The following is a 20014-nucleotide window of genomic DNA, read 5'->3' on the forward strand; positions in this document are numbered from 1 at the left end:
AAGCCACCTTTCATTCGGCCGACCGAAGTCAACCGAATCGTATTTGGTATTAGCAACCCTTTCGAGTTGTTATCCCCATCTCAGAGGTAAATTACCCACGCGTTACTCACCCTTTCGCCACTTTCCATCGAACCGAAGTCCGATTTCTCGTTCGGCTTGCATGCCTAATCCACGCCGCCAGCGTTCGTCCTGAGCCGGTATCATACTCTCCAAAAAAGTATTGAAGTACATCTTCAACGAATCGAAGTGCACTCACAAGCTATTAATTAATAGGCACGTCACGTATATACTATTTAACTTTCAAAGAACGAATCCACCTTCCTTGTCGAAAGGTAATGTTAATTATACACGCTTAAAATTGCTTTGTCAAATAAAATTGTGAAAAAAACGTATAATTTTACAAGAAAAAGACGCAATTCCCAAAATTTTAGCACTTTTTTTCCGACACGTCTTTTTTTCGGGGTCTCCTCAGCGTTTATGCCTAATTTTTACGCGATTTCGCGCACCGTTCGCGCATCTGTCATAATGTAAAACTTTTGAGAGTGTTTGCTTTTCTCCGAGCATAATGACCGCGTGCACATGGTCTGGCATCACCATGATGGCTGTCCATTCCAGGCGGTTCTCGCTTTCAAGCCAATCGAATGCTTGAAAAATAAATGATGCTACAGTATCGTTTGCGAGCAGTCGGTGTCGCTGGTGGGTGACAAATATGATGTGGTAGTATGCGCCGGGTATGGAGTGCCTACCGGTCTGTAAGGTGTGGCTGCGGTATTTTGGAAAGGTGTCCATATTTTTATCTGTGTAGGGGGCAGACCCAGGACCGGTAGGTTCGGTTTGCAACCGAACCCCAGGACCGGTAGGTTCGGTTTGCAACCGAACCGGATTCTACGCGGAACCCTTGAAGTCTTCAACCCCGTCTTGGATCCCGTCTCGATCCCCAGGACCGGTAGGTTCGGTTTGATGAAGATTAATTTATTAATTCGGTAATTTTCTGAAGATGCCCGGTGTGGTTGCAAACCGCACCTACCGGCCTGGGGACCGCGGCGGTTGCAAACCGCACCTACCAAGTTTGGGAAGCAAGACGTTTTTTACGGCCAATATGTTATGCTTTTTCCAGTTGTTTCTGAGGCATCAACGTATTTAGCCAGATCGCGCAACGCAATAACCGTGCAACTCCTGTCACGAAGATAATCCATATAGGTCTTAAACTGCTCGGGTGAGACATTGACCCATGGATGTTCAACGGCAGGCACACCGTGAAATGTCAGGACTGCGATCTTTCCGTCCTTCGCCTGTTCAACCGCCCAAACCAAATCCTCAAACCCGTAGTTCGGACCGGGGACACCTGCTGACGGAATGACCAACGGGTGATGGACATCCGGATCGTAAGCCGGTCCACGTCCGCCCTCTGGGTGAAATGGAAACTCCGGTCCAATGCCACGCCGCGCGAAACGATACCCTTTTTCTGACAACGCTTCTATCGCTTCCGGTCCGCGACAATCCGCCGGATAGCCAAAGGTCTCAGGCACAGGGATACCGTATGCCTCGCACCGTTCATCGATGTGTATCAAGTCTGCCAGCAATTCCGCTTTCGATTGTGTGTTGGTATGCGTATGATGACGGGTGTGGTTACCTATTTCAAAACCCTCGTCGTGCAATTGACGGATCTCTTCCCATGTGACATAGTGTGTCTTATTATTGAGGAAATTGAGGCCTTCAGTGATGAAAAACGTTGCCCCAAAACCGTATTGCTTCAACAAGGGGCCAACATAAGCATAGTCAGACTTATTACCGTCATCAAAGGTAAGGACAACCAACCTGTCGGGGATAGGTTGTAGGGTTTCAGTTTCAGACAATTCTTGATTTTCTTTTTTCATTTTTGCCCCTAACGATTTGCAGTTTCTCTCCTGCGGCGATGGTAAGCCGGTTGAACATCCATGTCAATTGCGTTCCAGTAATACTTCAGCGAATCGTTCGTTTCCCATTCGGAATAGACCTCTTCCCATTTCGCACAGCCCAGATGAACGGTGAGCGCGTCTTCATCAACAGGTTCGTTGACCGATTGATAGCGGGCACTCGTCGCGAGCCGTATGCGATCCTCGGTCACGTTGTCACGACCTCGATGAATCGTTAAACTGTGGAACATGACGACATCTCCACATTTAAAGGGGTTCCAAGCCCATTCAGTATTGTCTTCGATCAACTCCCAGGAACGGACACCGCCGTCCTCTAACAACCCATGACGGTTTGATCCACGGGCAATCGCCAAGCCACCCAACTCGGCATCACAGTCTCCGAGAGGTGTCCAGACGGTCCATGTTTCCTGCGAACCACGAACTGGGCTGAAGTCCTGATGTGGTGGCGTGGTATACTGATGTTCTCCTGGGAAGATAGTGTGACAGATGTGGCGCGGATGAATGAAAACGGACGTGCCGAACAAGACCTCCAGAACACGCACGATGTGCTTGTGATGCGGAAGCGCGTGGAAAAGTCGGAGTTTCTGGACATCAATGTAAAAATTTCTGAAAGTCTCGGACCTATCCTGTTCGCAGATGAAGACCCCTTCTCTGCGGATACCGGCATCGGGATGGGTGTCCGGGGCAAGGAGTTCGTGATGTTCTGCCACACGAAGCACCTGTTGACGTAACGCAAGCACCGGTTCTACAGGAAGCAGTGCGGGAAAGAAGAGATACCCGTTCTGGTGACTGTGTTCAAGAAGCCGAGCACGATCTCCGATCAAGTCTGTGCAGTCCACGAATGGCGATTCGACACGCATTAGAGTTGTTACCTCTTAACTTGATTTTTAAGGTTGCTTAAGCGCACCCCAAAGGGTTGACAGACTGTTATGTGGGTCTACTGCGAAACTGTGTCCTACGGTTGTAACTAACACATTGTCATAGAGGCTATGTTCGCCGCCACCGGCTCTGAAACCTATGCCCCCCTTGTTATTGGTATCATCTTTCCATGTGCAAGATAATGCGAGTTCTTTGCCACGCTCACCGAGATAGAGGTCGTAACGCTCACCTTCGGCAACGATCTTTATCGTATACCATTTGCCAAGTTCAGCGTGTATACCTGATTCGTTGTCTAACTTATCTTCGTCTTTAACGATATAATTACCACCAACTCGTGTAAACCACCAGAATTGATCGCGACCGTCTGCCACAATTTGAACCAGCGTGCAATTGTTTGGATCTTCCGCACGCATGACCCAATTCGCTGCCCATAGCGGGTTTACCATATTGAAGTCAACGGAGAACTCAAAATCGGTAAAGTCATTTTTGACAGTAATCCCGACTTCTCCACCGTTAACCGTCAGTTCCTTGCCATCCGCGGACCAGGTGCCTGTAGGTGCCCATTTGCCTTTGTCAATTGCGTTTTTCTCAAAGTCATCCTCAAACAGCACTTCGCTAATACAAAAGGGCGCGTCCGCTGAGATGAGTATGAGTAAAAAGAGTGTAAAGACACCGAATTTCAATCCTCTTGATTTCATCACGACTGCTCCTTTCTGGAAAGATTATGTTTCTTCTCAGGATTAGAGTGAATACTGCACCAGCATAGGGAAAACACACTCGTCGCACCAAAATGTTTCAGAAAATACTATAGGGATTTAATGGAATGTTTCTGATATACCACCACCGATGGCAGGGAGGAAATGAATCTCTGCGTCTTCGTCAACACTTTCGAGGATACTGCCGCGTGTGAGAAGTCCGTTGATGTAGACAGCGAGTCCAGGCTTAATGCGATCATCTTCACACAGCCGCGCTTTCATACCCGGATAACGGGTCTCTAAATTATTGATGACTTCTCGGATAGTGGCACCAGGCACAGTAACACTGTCTTCGCCATTTGTTAGGTTACGTAGGAGGGATGGGATGGCTACGATTGGCATTGTCGATCCTTTTGGGTAGGAACGGAACCTAAAAAGGCGCGCCTTGCAGGCGCGCCTTTCGTTTTTCAATCTTAGATTTTCCCCATCGCTTTCAGAAGCCGATCGGGGGACATCGGGAGTTCCGTCATCCGAACACCGATTGCATCGTAGATCGCATTGGCGATGGCAGCCATCGGTGGCACAATCGGCACTTCACCGACCCCACGCACACCATACGGATGCCCTGGATTCGGGACTTCAACGATGACAGCATCAATCATAGGTAAATCTAAGCAGGTCGGCATCCGGTAATCAAGGAAGCTGGCGTTCGTCATCTCGCCTTCGGCATTGTAGATGTATTCCTCATTCAATGCCCATCCGATACCCTGAACAGCACCGCCTTGTATTTGGCCCTCAACATAACTCGGATGGATGGCTTTTCCTGCATCCTGGACTGCGGTATAGCGGAGGATATCGACCTTGCCGGTCTCCTCGTCCACTGCTACATCTACCACGTGCGTTGCGTAGGCGCCACCAGCACCACCGGGATTCACTGTCCCGCTGCCGACAATCGGACCGCCGGTTTCACCGAGTCTGGCACATAGATCGCGGAAACTGATCTGCTCCTCTTTGCCATTGATGCTTGAGAATTCGCCGTCCGCAAACTGCACGTTCGCTTCGTCAACTTCCCAGAGCTTCGCGGCACGAGCGATCATCTGCTGTTTGACATCTTGCGCGGCTTCGTAAGCAGCGTACCCTGTCGCGTAGGTTGTACGACTACCCCCTGTCACGGCAGTGTAACCGACAGAGTTGGTATCAACAACACTTGGGTTGACCGATTCAGCAGGGATACCGAGCACTTCTGCCGCCTGCATAGCGATTGAAGCACGCGTACCGCCGATGTCCGTAGAACCTTCAACAAGGTTAATGGTGCCATCGGAGTTGACATTAATCGTCACGCTGGACTCCAAACCGATGTTAAACCAGTAACCGGAAGCGACACCGCGACCGTGGTGCTTCTTCCCATTCGGTGCGGTATAATGCGGATGCGCTTTCGCTGCTTCGACTGTCTCAATGCAACCGATGCGCGGGTGAACGGGTCCATCAGCGCGTCGGTCGCCCTCTTTCGCAGCGTTGAGCAATCGGATCTCAAGTGGATCGATGCCGAGTTTCTCCGCGATCTCGTCAACAACTGTCTCCGAACCGAAAGCAGCGTTTGGTGCCCCAGGGGCGCGGTAAGGCGCGGTTTTCGGTTTATTCACAACAACATCGTAGCCGTCAATGATGACGTTTTCAATGCTGTACGGTGCAAAGATACACATTGCGCCAGGTCCGACGGGGGAACCGGGGTAAGCACCTGCCTCAAAAGCGAGATACGCTTCGGCGGCAGTTATCTTACCTTCCTTGGTGGCACCCATTTTAACGCGAATGAAAGAAGCGGGTGTCGGTCCTGTGCCTTCAAACACGTCTGCTCGGTTCATCAGCACCTTGACCGGTTTACCCGTTTTCTTTGCAAGCAGTGCCGCAACAGGTTTAATGTAGACGCTGATCTTGCCGCCAAAACCACCCCCAATTTCCATCGGGACAACCTTAATCTTGGAAATCGGATATTGGAGGATTTCGGCAACCTGTTCACGGACGGTAAACGCGCCTTGTGTGCTGCACCATATCGTTAACTGACCATCGGCGTTGTAGTGTGCTGTGGCGTTATGCGGTTCAATATAGCCTTGGTGGACAGTGCCTGTAACGAACTCGCGTTCGATGATGATATCCGCTTCGGCGAACCCTTTCTCAGGGTCACCGAGTTTGTGTTGGAGATGGCTTGCGACGTTGCTCGGTTCGTCCGCAGTTTCACCGAGTGATGTCGTTCTGAGGTGTTCATGTAGGAGCGGCGCATCTGGTTCCATCGCTTGCCGTACCTCTAAGACAGGTGGTAGCACCTCATATTCAACGTCAATAAGCGTACAAGCCTCTTCAGCGATGTGCGGGTTCGTCGCAGCAACGGCGGCGACAGCGTGACCTTTATATAAGACCTTGTCGCTCGCCAAGATGTTGTCACAAAGATGTTTAAGATTAACAGCGCCTTCCCCGAGATCAGCAACTTTGTCACCTGCGTCTGGGAGGTCCTTCGCAGTGACAACGCTTTTCACACCGGGGAGTGCTTCGGCACGGCTGGTATCAATTGAGATAATTTTTGCGTGCGCATGCGGACTCCGTAGCACCCTGCCGTGGAGGAGTCCCGCGGCCTGAAAATCTGCCCCGTAGAGTGCGCGACCGGTGACTTTATCGACACCGTCGTGGCGGATCGGGCGCGTTCCAATAACTTTGTATTCTTTGTTTTCAAGCATTCCTATTTTCGTCAATTCGCCATGCGAGAGATAGAAAATTTGCTAACGACTATCGCAATTTCCATTATCTCGGTCATACGAAAGACGCTCCTTTCACTCGGCTGCGGCTGCATCAAGTACAGCACGGACAATTTTATCATAACCGGTACAGCGGCACAAATTTCCAGCCAACCAGTATCGAACTTCGTGTTCCGTCGGGTTTGGGTTCTCATCAAGCAGTGCTTTCGCACTCATGATGAAACCGGGTGTGCAAATACCGCATTGGAGCGCGGCGTTTTCGAGGAAAGCATCTTGGATCGGATGCAGCTTGTCGGGGTCAGCAACGCCTTCGATGGTTTCGACCGATTTACCTTCAGTTTCTACACCGAGGACAAGGCATGAATTAACCAGCCGACCGTCGAGGATGACACTGCATGCCCCACAATTCCCGTTGTTGCAGCCCTCTTTTGCACCTGTAAGGTGGAGTTCATCCCTGAGTACCTCCAGCAGGCTTTGCCGAGGTTCACAGAGGAATTCCGCTGTTTCGCCATTAAGAGTTGTCTGAACGTGCGATCTTCTCGCCATAATATCGGTTCCTTTCACGTTTCGTAGGAAAAAGTCGTTATCCTTATCAATCGACAAAACTTATGTTGCTTCTCGGACTCTCTGGATAGCACCGTTGAGGGCGCGTCGCGTCAGCACCCCGACGAGATGTGTGCGTTGTTCAGCGGTGCCACGCATATCGCTAATCGGACGTGCGATCGCTTGTGCAGCTTCTGCAGCTGCGTCGATTGCTTCATCAGAGACCTCTTGACCCGCAAGTAGCGTGCTTGCTTCCTCCGCAAAAAGCGGTGTCGGGGCGACGGCAGCGAGTGCGATACGGGCAGAGACAATCGTCTCTTTCGCAGCGTCAAGCGTCACAGCGGCACCAGCACCAACGACGGCGATATCCATCTCATTGCGCGGGATAAACCGGAGATAGTAGGAGCTCGAATTGCTTGCGGGTGCAGGTATCTTCAGGGAGACAAGCATCTCACCTTTCTTCAGCGCGGTCTGCCCTGGGGCTGTACAGAACTGGTCCACAGGCAGGTCGCGTTCGCCATTTGGTCCAGCAATAACGCAGGTAGCATTTAACACAATCAGGGGCGGTATCGCATCTGCAGCGGGTGAAGCATTACACAGGTTTCCACCAACCCCGGCGCGTCCCTGAATCGCGGTGCCACCAATAATTTTCGTTGCATCAATCAAACCTGGATAAGCATCACAGATCGCATCATCGGCATAGATCTTATAGCACTCAACTGCCGCACCGAGCGTCAAGCCAGTATCGGCATTGTAATCCAAAACGTTAACCTCGGGGATCGATTTGATGTCAATCATCCAATCAACGTCTCGGCGTGCTTCTCGCACCTGAACGATGAGGTCGGTACCACCGGCTAAAATACGTGCGCTTTCTCCTTTTTCGTCGAGCAGAGCAACGGCTTCCGGTATCGTTGTCGCGGCAATATACGAAAAATCTCGCATGACCGGAATCTCCTTCCATTCTAAGCTTGGATTTAATAAGTTACTTCATGAAGGCTGAGGCACAGAAACCTCGCCACGGAAATCAGTATTTATGAGATAGGTTTTCGGGATTTTTATTTTAAACCGTACTATAGCAAAAATTCGGTTTTAAGGCAAGTTTTTTATCGTTCAAGCGCGCAGATTTCAGCAACCAACGTCTCCAGATTCACAAACTTAACTTGGATACCGTTGTAATTGCTTGTGAAAGCGCGATCTACATCGTGTGCTACGACGAAATTCTCGCCCTCTGGATATTGTCTGCGGAACGCGAGTAGCGCGCGCGGCGAAAAGCCGGAGGCTGTCCACTTGCACTCAATAGCAATCGGGATGTTGCGGGCATGTGTGAGTAAAAAATCAACTGCCTGCCCCCTCTTGTTACGCCAGTAGTGAATCTCGCGAGATTGCGTCTGTGCCATAATTTCGTTGAGAACAAAGTGTTCCCACAACACGCCGAGGTCTTCTTGTCGTAGTTGTGACCAGCCGCGATAATAACAGACAAATCCGGTGTCGAATCCGTAGACTTTCGGTGCCGCGACAATCTCTGTTGCGCGACGAGAACTGAACGGACGAATGACATGCACAACGAAGGTCGCCTCCAAAATGGAAAGATAGTTCGATATGGTGCCCCGACTGACCTCACATGGACGGGCAAAACTGGACGCTTCAAAAACGCCGCCACTCTGTGCCATAAGGAGTTCAGTGAATTTCTGAAAGGGGTAACGACGTTCAAGTCGAAAAAGTTCTTGGATGTCTTTTGCCCAGTAAGCATCAATCCACTCTTGGAAATCCGGTTCGGGAAGTACCGTCTCAAGGAAAAATGGCGGTAACCCACCGTGCAACAGACGGTGGTTCATGTCCATTCGGTCGAAATCGTTGAGATCCGCCGTTATGAGTGGTGTCAACCACAATTCAGTTTTGCGCCCAACGAGCGTATCCCGAAATTTAGCACTCGCACCAAGCGTTGATGAACCGGTCGCGACAACCTGAATCTGTGGATAGTGATCCGCAGCAATCTTCAACAGTTCTGATGGGTTCGGTAACCGATGAATCTCATCAAGCACAATCCGTCCATCGCCTACACTGTCCAAAAATTCTTGTGGATCTTCCATCAATCGTCTGACGCGTGGCAATTCACAATCGAAGTATTCAATATCAGAGAGGGTCTGGCACAAGCACGTTTTTCCAACACGCCGAACCCCGGACAGCCATACGACTGAACGGCGTTTCCAAGCATTTTCGATGCGATTGCGCCAAAATTTTCTATCTACCATACATTTATATTAACGTGAGTTTGATAAAAAACTTGAATCTTGTAGGTTGGGTTGAACAGGAATCAAGTAGAACGCTGCTAGAAAAACATATCAAGTTCACTAAGAAACTTGAAGACACCCAAACACAAGTGAAACCCAACGCTTTTACGCTCACTAAAACGGGTTTGTTGGGTTTCGCTATACAGTTTGATAGAAAGGTTTCACAGCAAGGCTTCATTTTCTGCACAAACAAACGGATTTACCACTCAACCTAACCTACAGGAAATACTTCTATAATAACATATAGTGCTACTATATGTCAACCCGTTTGCAAATAGTAGCACTATATGACAATCTACTTGCAAATAGTATCACTTTCTTATTCCACACCACGAGCGCGGGGATTTCTAAAAACAACTTCCCAACGTTCAACTACATAACCCAAGTTGCTATTTACAAATTTTTCGGCATGCGGACACTGTTTTTAATTCAAGTGCTTCAAGGGACGCGCGCCGAATACTGTCCAATTCTTCAGCACTGAAGACATCCGCTCGGTAGAGATTCCGATATTCCTCGGAGACGCTCTGACCGAATATCATCAGATCATCCGTGTTAATTGTCACGGATACACCGTTATCGAATAAAATGCGGATCGGGTGTGAAGTGAGATCCGTTACAGCATCTAACATCACGTTGCTTGTTGGACACACGTTCAATTGGATCTGATTCTCCGAAAGCCAACGCATAACTTCAACTGATTCTGCAGCACCGATGCCGTGTTGAACCTCGTCTAAGTCAAGGACTTCAACCGTCCGTCGGACCTCTTCTGCGCCCCCAAATTCTCCAACATGTGCTTTAAGCTTTATCCCCGCTTTGCGTGCCTTGCTGTACAAAGGCTTCACGGCTTCAGGAGCACACGCTTCTTGATAGCTATACAGATCGATTGATTGAAATACACCCAATTCCACGGCTTCGTGTGCCAACGCCATCAACTTTGGATCGTTGGCATGTGTCCGCGGAAAACCGAGTTCTGGACGCAGATCAATCTGTTCCCCATATTGTTCAGCTAACGCCTCAAGAAACACCCGCACCCCGACTAACGCATCTGAGTAGTATTCAGCCATCCGAATGTCAAAACTCATCTCGAGCATAACAACGCCATCTTCTATTGCATCGCGTACCCCTGACGATGCGACAAACTTAAAACTTTCGGGGGTTATTATGTGATGGGATAAGACCTCGTTTATGTATGCCATCATCCCCTCAAGTCCTTTCATCTTAGAAGGCGGGTGTTTCAGGGAATGACCCACCCAGCGTTCCAGATTCTCCAGTCGTGTGCTTAAGAATGCGTGGGAGTGAACGTCAATTTTGGGGGCTGCCTTTATAACTGTTAGGTTGTCTGTGGACAGTGCCTCAACAAAATTAATGGACATAATATGAAAACTTTCAGGAGAAGTGTCATGTTCCGGTCGCGAGCACAGTTCGCTCCTAGAAGTAAAAGGTTCTTGCTGGCGAGGTGTTTTGCTTAGGTGTTTCTACTAAGGAACCTCGCCAGCGGAGAAAAGACAGGCTAAACCTGTTCAACACTCAGAGTCGCCGATTCATCGTTGAGTTTTTGTGCCACGGTGAACGCTTTTTCGCTCGGCGCGTCTACGACTCCCGTCGTTAGCGTCTCGCTGAGGATATACGCCCGATGTGCTTGGAACGCTTCGTCTACAAGCGGTGATGCGTCAGTCAGACTCAGTCTAATCCGATCGGAAACGTTAAAATCGGCATCCTTCCGCATGTTTTGGATTTTGTTGACAAGCTCGCGTGCCAAGCCTTCAAGTACCAATTCATGTGTCAATTCCGTTGAGAGTGCGACAAATTTCCGAGCGTCTACCTCTACAAAGAAACCCTCTCGGTTCTGCGTTTGCACGTCGATGTCTGATGATTCGAGGATATATGTTTCTCCTGACGCTTCGACCTGTAAACTGCCAGCGGTTTCCAATTCCGCCTTCGTCTGCATTGCGTCTGCTGTGGTGAGTGCCTTCGCGATGGCTTGCACACCCTTTCCGTATTTAGGTCCCAAGACCCTGAAGTTCGGTTTGAGTGTAACCTCTGCGAATCCGTCAAGGTCCTCCGTGAAGACGATGGCTTTGACGTTGAGTTCATCGTGGACGAGTTCCGCCAAACGATTAACGGTCGCTTTTTCTGCGTCAGAGAGTCCACCGATAGTGATCTCGGCGAGCGGTTGACGCGTCTTGATACCGGAACGGTTGCGTGCGGCGTGTCCCATACTGATGACATCGCGAATGAACGCCATATCAGTCTCTAATTGAGCATCTTTCAGCGAAGTATCTGCTACCGGATACTCGGCGAGGTGAACACTTGATGGTGCCTCAGCATCAAGCGAACATACCAGATTTCGGTAAAGTTCGTCTGCCAAAAATGGGACGAAGGGTGCAGAGAGTTTCGCTACAGTAACAAGCACCTCATAGAGCGTTGCATAAGCTGCTTGTTTGTCGGGTCCTGCTTCGGCACCCCAGAAACGATCACGGGTACGGCGGACATACCAGTTGCTAAGGTCGTCCACAAACGCCTCAATCGCACGGGGCGCGTTTGTAAGTTGATAGTTTTCCATCTCATCGCGTACGTCGTCAATAAGCGTATGGAGACGGGACAAAATCCACCTGTCTACAACGGCGCGTTCTTCTACCGACGGTGCATCTTGCAAAACATCAATCTGTTCGAGGTTGGCATACATAACGAAGAAGCTATAGACGTTATGGAGCGTGCCCATGAACTTTTTCAACGTCTCGTTAATGCCATCAATTTTGAAAGCGCGTGGTGTCCAGGGTGTGGTTGCGGTGAACATATACCAGCGCAGCGCGTCTGCCCCCTGCTCATTCAAAATTGTCCATGGATCCACTGTGTTCCCTTTACTCTTGCTCATCTTCTGTCCGTCACCAGCGAGGATGAGTTCGAGACAGAGACAGTTTTTGTAAGCGGGTTTATCATAGAGGAGTGTTCCGGTCGCCAAGAGACTATAGAACCACCCGCGCGTCTGATCAATCGCTTCGGAGATGAAATCCGCAGGATACGCCTGTTCAAACAGTTCTTTGTTTTCAAAAGGGTAGTGCCATTGTGCCGTGTGTGCGCAGCCGGAGTCGAACCAGCAGTCAATCACGTCTTCTACACGGTGCATCGTGCCATCGCATTTCTCACAGGTCAGTGCAACGTCGTCTACGTACGGACGGTGGAGTTCAATACCGTCGGGTACGTCGATCCCGCGTTCTTTCAACTCGGCGATACTGCCGACGCAGTGTTGATGTCCGCAGTCACCGCACACCCAGACCGGTAACGGTGTACCCCAATAGCGTTCGCGGCTCAATCCCCAGTCGATGTTGTTTTCCAGCCAGTTCCCGAAACGTCCATCCTTGATATGTTCCGGGTACCAATTAATTTCCTGATTGTGCTGGAGCATCTGGTCACGGATGGTGGTCGTGCGGATAAACCACGATTCGCGTGCGTAGTAGAGCAGCGGATTATCGCATCGCCAACAGAACGGGTATTGGTGTGTATATTCAGCGGCTTTGAACAACAAACCACGTCTATCCAAGTTTTCAATGATTTTCGGATCCGCGTCCTTAACGTATTCACCCGCCCACGGTTCTTTTACCGCTACAACAAATTTACCATCGGGACCTACCAATTGCACGAGCGGGAGGTTGTGTCGCTGTCCGATGTCGTAGTCATCTTGGCCGAAAGCAGGGGCAATGTGGACTAAGCCGCTTCCCTCTGTCGTTGTTACAAAGTCTCCAGTGACGATGTAATGAGACCTTTCTGGATGCTCCCCGCTATCAAAGAGTGGCTCATAGTCCCAATCTTGGAGATCCTTGCCTTTATAGTTTTCGACGATCTGTGGAAGTTCATCTCCGAATAGGCTTGGTAGGCATTCCTTCGCGAGGATGAGGTGTTGCCCGTTGGGCTCTTCAACGGCGACGTAATCGTAATCCTCACCGACAGCGACAGCGACGTTAGAGGGTAAGGTCCACGGGGTCGTCGTCCAGACGAGAAGATAGGTGTTTTCTGTGTTTTTCAACCGGAACCGAACAAAGATAGACGGATCAGCGACCTCTTGGTAACCGAGCGCGACTTCGTGGCTTGCTAAGGTCGTGCCACACCGATAGCAGTACGGCTGCACCTTATGTCCTTGATACAATAGTTCTTTATCCCATGCTTGCCGAAGCACCCACCAGACGCTCTCAATGTAGTCGTTTGACAGCGTGATATAGGCATCATCGAGATTGACCCAGAAGCCGATGCGTTCCGTCATCTCTCGCCAATCCTGCTCGTATTGGAATACGTTCTCCTTGCACTTTTCGATAAAGTTCTGAACGCCGTAAGCCTCTAATTCCGCTTTGTTTGTAATATTGAGTTGCTTTTCGACCTGATATTCGACGGGGAGTCCGTGTGTGTCCCATCCTGCTTTCCGATGGACGTAATGTCCCGTCATTGTCTTATACCGGCAGACGGCATCTTTCATGATGCGCGCAAGAACGTGATGCACACCCGGCGGCGCATTTGCAAACGGCGGTCCCTCTAAAAATATGAAGGGCGGCGCGTCCTTGTACATCTCCATACTTTTTTCAAAGATGTCGTTTTCACGCCAGAACGCTAAGGTCTGTTTCTCTTTCTCTGCAAACGTAAATTGCGGTGATACCTCTTCAAACATGGGGAAATTCCTCGTTTAATGGTTTTCGGTTAACAACTTGTGGCTGGAACGTTTGCTAACACTGCCAAAACCTTCTTTAACTGACAACCGAAAGGTTTTTCGGAGAAAAACCGTACTGAAAACTGATAACTTTAAAAAACAAAACACCCTCACTGAAATCGTCTGCTTCAGTGATGGGCGTTCAAATAAAAACTACTGATCTTCTCGTGATTAGCCCACCACAGCATAACGAATAGCAATAATAATGAATATGGCGCGCAAACCCGTGACAGCAGAAAGGCTATCTTGGTATTGGGTATTATAGCGCACAAATTTCCTATATTGCGATGTCAGTGTGGTAAGCAATGAATAAAACATCCGATAATCTCGCTCGGTGTAAACCTAAATTAAACAATGTGTGTTTATTAATTGTATGATACCACATGCTATGGTGTGATGTCAAATCTTTTTCGCATAGACATAGACGCTGAGATTGGTATATAATTGTAACAACTCCAATTCTCAGCGGATGCTGAAAATTCCCTAATGAAGCCAGAGGTAATTTCACCCATGAAACATAACAAAAAATGTCTATTGAGTCTCTTCGCTTTAGTATTTCTCTTCTCATGTGCGCGAACACCGCAACAGAAAGTTTCCGAAAGCCTTCCACCCCTAACAGCAGACCTCGCAGCCGAAAAAGGCAAAGCATCTATAGTCCGTATTACCGGTGGTAATTTGACGAAAATAGGTGCAGGCAGCGGTTTCTTTGTGGGACCTGATAAAGTTGTGACGAATCTTCACGTCGTCGCACGTCCCGGACCCATTTTCGCGAAACTCAGCGATGATGAAACCATCTGGATGATTGAGGGGGTCGCGGCGTATGATATGGAAAACGACCTCGTCGTCCTAAAAATCGCAGGTGAAGGCGTGCCACTCTCTCTTGCTAACAGTGATGATGCCAGAAATGGTGAACGCGTTTATGCCATAGGCTACCCTGGGGGTGGCGCGTACAAACTCACAGAGGGAATGATACGCAGCAGCCGGTATAAAGATAAATGGCTACAGACAACAGCCGATATTTCTCAGGGAAACAGTGGCGGACCTATGCTAAACGGTGAAGGTAAAGTCATCGGCATCAGTACCGCCGTAGACGATTCCTTCAGTTACGCTGTTCCGTCAAACTTACTCAAGGCACTGCTTTCCGAACCCGCGCACGTTCAACCTTTGGTGGATTGGTACAAACAAAAGCGTATCCGTGCGTATGGTTACCACCAACGCGGAGAAGATAAATACAATGGGAACGATTATAAAGCGGCGATAACCGACCTCAATAGGTCCGTTGAAGTGGACCCTGAATTTACCGATGCCTACGCTACGCGTGGAAACGTGGCAGTCCATTATGGTGAATCTATGGCAAAGTATGGTAGCATCACTGAAGCGCGGCAACACTATCACATAGCGATAGCCGACTATACCGAGGCTATCAGATTAGAGCCTGAAGATGATGCAAACTACAACGGTCGCGCACATACACGGTGCCACTACGGTGAATATGAAGTCAAGCGACGAAATACGACAGCCGCCCAAAAACAGTATCAAGCAGCGATAGAAGACTATACCAAAGCCATCGAGTTAGATTCAGACGACGATAGAAATTATAGCGGTCGCGGCTGGGCAAAGTCGCTCCTTGGCGAGCTGAACGCTGAACAAGGAGAATTTGACAAAGCCCAAAAACAGTATCAAGCGGCGATAAAGGACTATACCATAGCGATTAAGTTAGAGGCTGAAGATGATACAAATTACAAGGATCGTGGATGGGTGAAGTTCCGCCTCGGAGAGTTGAGAACGAAACAGGAAAAAACTGCGGAGGCTCGGAAACAGTATCAGGCAGCGATTACTGACAGCGAAAAATCCATCCAACTCAATCCAGACAGAGCCGCTGCCTATCATACCCGTGGTGTCGCAAAGGCTGCCCTTGGTGACTATAACGGTGCGATAGATGACTTGGATGTAGCTATAGAAAATAGCCGTAGTTATACTGAAGCCTATAACAGCCGCGGGAAAGCGAAGCGGGCACTCGCACAACATGACGCTGCAAAAACTGATTTTGAGAGAGCACTGCAATCGCGGGGGAGAGGCGATATAACGACACAGGAGTTGGAAAGAGCATCAACTGAAATGGTGCGGATCCCAGCAGGCAAATTTCAGATGGGCAGCAATGAAATCACGGAAGCAACTCCCAGACACACCGTCTACCTCGACGAATTCTATATCGACCCGTATGAAGTGACGAACGCACAATTCAAGGCGTTCATTGATGCAAACCCTGAGTGGCACAGAGACAACATTCCGAGTGAATACCACGATGGCAACTATCTCAAACACTGGGATGGGAACGACTACGCCAATTGGCAAGCCCATCATCCGGTTGTCTATGTGAATTGGTACGCCGCGATGGCTTATGCGAAGTGGGTCGGCAAGCGGCTGCCGACAGAGGCGGAATGGGAGCGGGCAGCGCGCGGCGGCATTGCGCATAAACGTTATGTGTGGGGGAATTCTCGAGACCCCGGCAGAGCGAACTACGGGTATTACGGAAAGTACACCCGAAATGTCGGGAGTTATCTACCAAACGGGTACGGTTTACACGACATGGGCGGGAATGTATGGGAACTGTGTTTGGATGAATATAACAAAAACTTTTATAGACGTTCCCCAAAGGAAAACCCAATCGCGGGTGTCTCCGATATTGAGGCATTGATGGCAGATTTCACGAGTGTTCAAACGCGGCGCGTGTCCCGCGGTGGTTCTTGGAATACGCCTGGACCCGCGAGTGTGGCGAGTCGTGGGAGTGATAAGCCGACAAACACCAACGGTTGGCTCGGCTTCCGTTGCGCAAAAAGCGCACCACGCCAGCAAGATGCCGAAGCGAATCCTTCATCTGACACTGCCGAGTGAAAAGGATTTATAGTGAATATCAAAGTTACCTAACCCCGGCCCGGTAGGTGCGGTTTGGAACCGCACTATAGGTGTCAACTTTAAAAAAATAACCGCCCCCGGCCCGGTAGGTGCGGTTTCCTAACCGAACCGGATACTACGCGGCAACCTTAATGACTCCAAAAACCTCTTTAGTCCCGTAGGGACGGTATCTGTGTAGAACCTTAGCCCCGTAGGGGCGGCATCTATAGAGACGGTCCTCCGAAATACCATGAAAATCGCTAAATTGACACCTATGGTGCGGTTTGCAACCGCACCGGACTTCCACAATCTGATTTCCCCCAGACCCAGTAGGCGCGCTTTGCAAGCGCGCCTATAATATAACTATCCTTCTGCTTTTAACTTTCGGACTTCTTCTCTGGCTCTGTCACGGTCGCGCAAAGTTGACGCATTTGGAAAAAGAACATAGAGCGTCTCAAAGTAGGCGAGGTATATATCTGCATCATCGGGGAGTTTGAAACCTCCAAACATCAATTTTGTCTCTCCCGCAACAACAATATCAACCTCTGGAATATTCCCAAACTGTTCGATTAATTGTTCTCTGTAGATTTGAGCAAACAGTTCAGGATCATCCGTCTCTTGCATCAGTTTGTCTTTCAGATATCCTTCAAGAGACTTTAGGGTGGACTCGTTCGGCCAGAGGACATATCGTGCTTTGGCATAATTAATCAGTTCATCAACGTTTGTGATGAATCCCTCTGGTGCCAATAATCGTTTGCGCTTATGTTCCGCAACAATGTGAACGGCTGGAATGTTCCCAAATTGTTGGACAAGTTGCGCGTGGAAATATTTGGCGTGTCGCTCAGGATTTTTCTCCTGAAACCAGTTATCAGGCAGTTCTAACGTCCTCAGTTCCTGTACCTCTTCATCGCTGATGTCGTAGGTGAGATCGCTGGTGTCGTAGAGTTCATCTGGCAGTACGATTGGCTCTAACGGTTCCATTGCGTCGTTGTCGTCGTTGACAACTAAATCTGCCCTTTCCGTACCTTCAGGGTCCCCACAGCCAACAAAGAATGTCAAACTGAGGAGACATGCAAGGAAAGTCAAACCGAAAAAAAATCTTTTCATCATTTTTAGATTCTCCTTACAAAATAGTGAAGTGCATATACATTTATATTCATCGGAGGCAACTATACGTAATCACTTAATTGTCGTCATCCCTGTCTACGAGATGAAACGGTGTTCCGTCTGATTGTGCCTTTCGATACTTTTCAAGCCTTTGTAACTGTGAGTCATTGGGCCAAAGGGCGTATTTCGCTTCCAGAAAAGCGACGTAATCATCTTCATCACCGGGAAATCTAAAGCCTCCAAACCATAACTTTGTCTCTCCTTTAACAACAACCTCAACCTCTGCAATATCCCCATGCTGTTCGATTAACTCTTCTCTGTAGAGTTTAGCAAATAACTCTGGATCATTCGTCTCACGCCTCAATTTTATCTTCAGCGACCTTTCAAGGTTGTCACGATTGTGCTTGGTGGGCCAGAGAACATATTTTGCCTTGTCAAGGTTAATCGATTCGTCAAGTGTATATGAAACGTAGTCTTCCGATGCTGTCGCTTTCCTTCGCTCATGCTCAGCAACGATATGAACGGCTGGAATGTTCCCGAATTGTTTGAGCAGGTTTGCATGGTAATATTTGGCGCGTAACTCACGATCCTTTGTCTGCTCCCAGTTTGTGGGAACATCTAACGCCATCAGTTCCTGAATCTCTGCATCGCTAATGTCATAAGTGAGTTGACTGGTATCGTAAAGTTCGCTGGGTATCACTATCGGATCTGTCTCTTCAGAGTCACCGCAGCCAACAAAGCAAGACAGACTAAAGAGGCATACAAAAGTGATCAAACCCAGAAAACATCTTTTCAACATTATTAGGTTCTCCTTCAAAATTTTGCACCTTTATTTTTGAGGTTTGCTATGGCAGAAACCTGTAGGCTGAACGTATAAATTCAGTATAGCACAGATCCTGCAATTTCATTGATATAATTTTGTTGTAAGTTATATTGTTCCTCTTCAAACGCGTCGGGGTCTATCAGACATAACGATACCAGGGGCATTTAGTTTATATGACAAATTTCCCTTGACTTTCACGAATTTCTCTGATATAGTAACCTCATGCAAGAAGCACTCCTCAGCGTACAAAACCTCAAAACCTATTTTCGTACCCCAGAGGGACTTGCCCGCGCGGTTGACGGCATCTCTTTCGATATTGCACCAAACGAGATCTTCGCGCTCGTCGGTGAGTCGGGTTGTGGGAAAAGCGTCACCGCGCTGTCTGTGATCCAACTCGTTGCGCAGCCCGCTGGATTCATCGCAGGTGGTGCTATCTACTACAACGGACAAGACATTACACGCCTACCGGAAGTTGAAAAACGGAAGATTCAGGGCAACGACATTGCTATGGTGTTCCAAGAGCCGATGACCAGCCTCAATCCTGTTTTTACGATCGGCTACCAGATTTCGGAAGCGATCCGACAGCATCAAGACCTTCGCGGCACGGCTGCGAAGAACACTGCAATCGAAATGCTTGACCTCGTCGGTATCCCGGAACCCGCGGCGCGTTACGATGAATATCCGCACCAGATGTCCGGCGGTATGAAACAACGCGTCATGATTGCGATGGCACTCTCTTGCCGTCCGGGGCTGCTCATCGCTGATGAACCCACAACCGCCCTGGATGTCACCATACAAGCACAGATCCTTGAACTCATCCAACGCCTCCAGCAAGAGTTACAGATGGCAGTGCTTTTGATTACACACGATTTAGGGGTTGTTGCCAACATAGCCGACCGCGTTGCCGTTATGTACGCTGGAAAGATTGCCGAGGTGGGCACTTGGGAGCAACTCTACGAGACACCGCAGCACCCCTATACGGTCAGACTTCTGGAATCGACACCGGCTCGCGATAAACGCGGCACGCAATTACATACGATTGCCGGAAGAGTTCCGAAAGCCACCGACTATAATGATGGCTGCCGATTCGCCGATCGCTGCCCTACAGTCATGGACGGGTGCGAAACCATTCCGCCAACATTACATACCGTTAACGCCAGTGAACACAACGTCGCCTGCCACCTCTACAACCCTGAACCGCCTTTCAGTGCTGTAAGGACCGGTGCTACAAAACTGGAACTTGAAACAGATAAGATAGGATATTCTGCGACAGACACATCGGACACACAACCGCAACTTCAGGTGAAAAACCTCTGTGTCCACTATCCTATCCAGAAGGGTATTTTCAAACGGACGGTCGGTTACGTCTATGCTGTTGATGATGTTACGCTTGATATTCCGCGCGGGAAGACGCTTGCGCTT

The 20014-nt window shown here is 49.2% G+C and carries 15 protein-coding genes and 1 rRNA gene; 2 read left to right on the forward strand and 14 right to left on the reverse strand.

Annotated elements, in window-relative coordinates; genetic code table 11:
* The 12 genes from OXH00_08675 to ileS form a co-directional block, all read right to left on the reverse strand.
* A 16S ribosomal RNA gene (locus OXH00_08675) occupies window positions 1–216 on the reverse strand; the annotation flags it as partial.
* A 252-nt stretch (window positions 217–468) separates the two neighbouring features.
* Window positions 469–789 carry a transposase gene (locus OXH00_08680; GenBank protein ID MCY3741080.1) on the reverse strand — a complete coding sequence of 107 codons (321 nt, stop codon included), beginning with the start codon at window positions 787–789 and terminating at the stop codon, window positions 469–471.
* 299 nt (window positions 790–1088) lie between these two features.
* Window positions 1089–1877 carry a polysaccharide deacetylase family protein gene (locus tag OXH00_08685; protein ID MCY3741081.1) on the reverse strand — a complete coding sequence of 263 codons (789 nt, stop codon included), beginning with the start codon at window positions 1875–1877 and terminating at the stop codon, window positions 1089–1091.
* Between the two features lie 8 nt (window positions 1878–1885).
* Window positions 1886–2776: a phytanoyl-CoA dioxygenase family protein gene (locus tag OXH00_08690; protein MCY3741082.1), complete on the reverse strand. Its 891-nt coding sequence runs from the start codon at window positions 2774–2776 to the stop codon at window positions 1886–1888.
* A gap of 27 nt (window positions 2777–2803) precedes the next feature.
* Window positions 2804–3493, reverse strand: coding sequence for a DUF1080 domain-containing protein (locus OXH00_08695; protein ID MCY3741083.1), 690 nt, complete (start codon window positions 3491–3493; stop codon window positions 2804–2806).
* A 117-nt stretch (window positions 3494–3610) separates the two neighbouring features.
* Window positions 3611–3892: a MoaD/ThiS family protein gene (locus OXH00_08700; GenBank protein MCY3741084.1), complete on the reverse strand. Its 282-nt coding sequence runs from the start codon at window positions 3890–3892 to the stop codon at window positions 3611–3613.
* A gap of 71 nt (window positions 3893–3963) precedes the next feature.
* Entirely contained in the window at window positions 3964–6219 is a 2256-nt protein-coding gene (locus OXH00_08705) for a xanthine dehydrogenase family protein molybdopterin-binding subunit (protein ID MCY3741085.1), read from the reverse strand.
* A 93-nt stretch (window positions 6220–6312) separates the two neighbouring features.
* Entirely contained in the window at window positions 6313–6783 is a 471-nt protein-coding gene (locus OXH00_08710) for a (2Fe-2S)-binding protein (GenBank protein ID MCY3741086.1), read from the reverse strand.
* 60 nt (window positions 6784–6843) lie between these two features.
* Window positions 6844–7722, reverse strand: a complete 879-nt coding sequence (locus OXH00_08715) for a xanthine dehydrogenase family protein subunit M (GenBank protein MCY3741087.1) — start codon at window positions 7720–7722, stop codon at window positions 6844–6846.
* Window positions 7723–7883: 161 nt separating this feature from the next.
* Complete coding sequence (locus tag OXH00_08720; GenBank protein MCY3741088.1) at window positions 7884–9032, reverse strand: ATP-binding protein; 1149 nt, start codon at window positions 9030–9032, stop codon at window positions 7884–7886.
* 428 nt (window positions 9033–9460) lie between these two features.
* The gene (locus tag OXH00_08725) at window positions 9461–10444 is read right to left on the reverse strand and encodes an amidohydrolase family protein (protein ID MCY3741089.1); all 984 of its coding nucleotides are present in this window, start codon (window positions 10442–10444) and stop codon (window positions 9461–9463) included.
* 137 nt (window positions 10445–10581) lie between these two features.
* Window positions 10582–13728 carry an isoleucine--tRNA ligase gene (gene ileS, locus OXH00_08730; GenBank protein ID MCY3741090.1) on the reverse strand — a complete coding sequence of 1049 codons (3147 nt, stop codon included), beginning with the start codon at window positions 13726–13728 and terminating at the stop codon, window positions 10582–10584.
* A gap of 549 nt (window positions 13729–14277) precedes the next feature.
* Here ileS and OXH00_08735 point away from each other — a divergent pair.
* The gene (locus tag OXH00_08735) at window positions 14278–16662 is read left to right on the forward strand and encodes an SUMF1/EgtB/PvdO family nonheme iron enzyme (GenBank protein ID MCY3741091.1); all 2385 of its coding nucleotides are present in this window, start codon (window positions 14278–14280) and stop codon (window positions 16660–16662) included.
* Between the two features lie 363 nt (window positions 16663–17025).
* Here the strand turns inward: OXH00_08735 and OXH00_08740 are convergent, their stop codons facing one another.
* Together OXH00_08740 and OXH00_08745 are read right to left on the reverse strand one after the other, a co-directional pair.
* Window positions 17026–17772 carry a hypothetical protein gene (locus tag OXH00_08740; protein MCY3741092.1) on the reverse strand — a complete coding sequence of 249 codons (747 nt, stop codon included), beginning with the start codon at window positions 17770–17772 and terminating at the stop codon, window positions 17026–17028.
* Window positions 17773–17845: 73 nt separating this feature from the next.
* The gene (locus OXH00_08745) at window positions 17846–18568 is read right to left on the reverse strand and encodes a hypothetical protein (GenBank protein MCY3741093.1); all 723 of its coding nucleotides are present in this window, start codon (window positions 18566–18568) and stop codon (window positions 17846–17848) included.
* Between the two features lie 246 nt (window positions 18569–18814).
* On the opposite strand from OXH00_08745, the gene OXH00_08750 reads away from it, so the two are divergent.
* The coding region (locus OXH00_08750; GenBank protein ID MCY3741094.1) for an ATP-binding cassette domain-containing protein at window positions 18815–20014 on the forward strand (1200 nt) is incomplete at its 3' end.

It is taken from the genome of Candidatus Poribacteria bacterium, assembly GCA_026706025.1.
Lineage (GTDB): Bacteria > Poribacteria > WGA-4E > WGA-4E > WGA-3G > WGA-3G.

Coding starts and splice junctions, on each gene's coding strand:
- OXH00_08680 (MCY3741080.1), bottom strand. CDS start 789: ATGGACACCTTTCCAAAATACCGCAGCCACACCTTACAGACCGGTAGG.
- OXH00_08685 (MCY3741081.1), bottom strand. CDS start 1,877: ATGAAAAAAGAAAATCAAGAATTGTCTGAAACTGAAACCCTACAACCT.
- OXH00_08690 (MCY3741082.1), bottom strand. CDS start 2,776: ATGCGTGTCGAATCGCCATTCGTGGACTGCACAGACTTGATCGGAGAT.
- OXH00_08695 (MCY3741083.1), bottom strand. CDS start 3,493: ATGAAATCAAGAGGATTGAAATTCGGTGTCTTTACACTCTTTTTACTC.
- OXH00_08700 (MCY3741084.1), bottom strand. CDS start 3,892: ATGCCAATCGTAGCCATCCCATCCCTCCTACGTAACCTAACAAATGGC.
- OXH00_08705 (MCY3741085.1), bottom strand. CDS start 6,219: ATGCTTGAAAACAAAGAATACAAAGTTATTGGAACGCGCCCGATCCGC.
- OXH00_08710 (MCY3741086.1), bottom strand. CDS start 6,783: ATGGCGAGAAGATCGCACGTTCAGACAACTCTTAATGGCGAAACAGCG.
- OXH00_08715 (MCY3741087.1), bottom strand. CDS start 7,722: ATGCGAGATTTTTCGTATATTGCCGCGACAACGATACCGGAAGCCGTT.
- OXH00_08720 (MCY3741088.1), bottom strand. CDS start 9,032: ATGGTAGATAGAAAATTTTGGCGCAATCGCATCGAAAATGCTTGGAAA.
- OXH00_08725 (MCY3741089.1), bottom strand. CDS start 10,444: ATGTCCATTAATTTTGTTGAGGCACTGTCCACAGACAACCTAACAGTT.
- ileS (MCY3741090.1), bottom strand. CDS start 13,728: ATGTTTGAAGAGGTATCACCGCAATTTACGTTTGCAGAGAAAGAGAAA.
- OXH00_08735 (MCY3741091.1), top strand. CDS start 14,278: ATGAAACATAACAAAAAATGTCTATTGAGTCTCTTCGCTTTAGTATTT.
- OXH00_08740 (MCY3741092.1), bottom strand. CDS start 17,772: ATGATGAAAAGATTTTTTTTCGGTTTGACTTTCCTTGCATGTCTCCTC.
- OXH00_08745 (MCY3741093.1), bottom strand. CDS start 18,568: ATGTTGAAAAGATGTTTTCTGGGTTTGATCACTTTTGTATGCCTCTTT.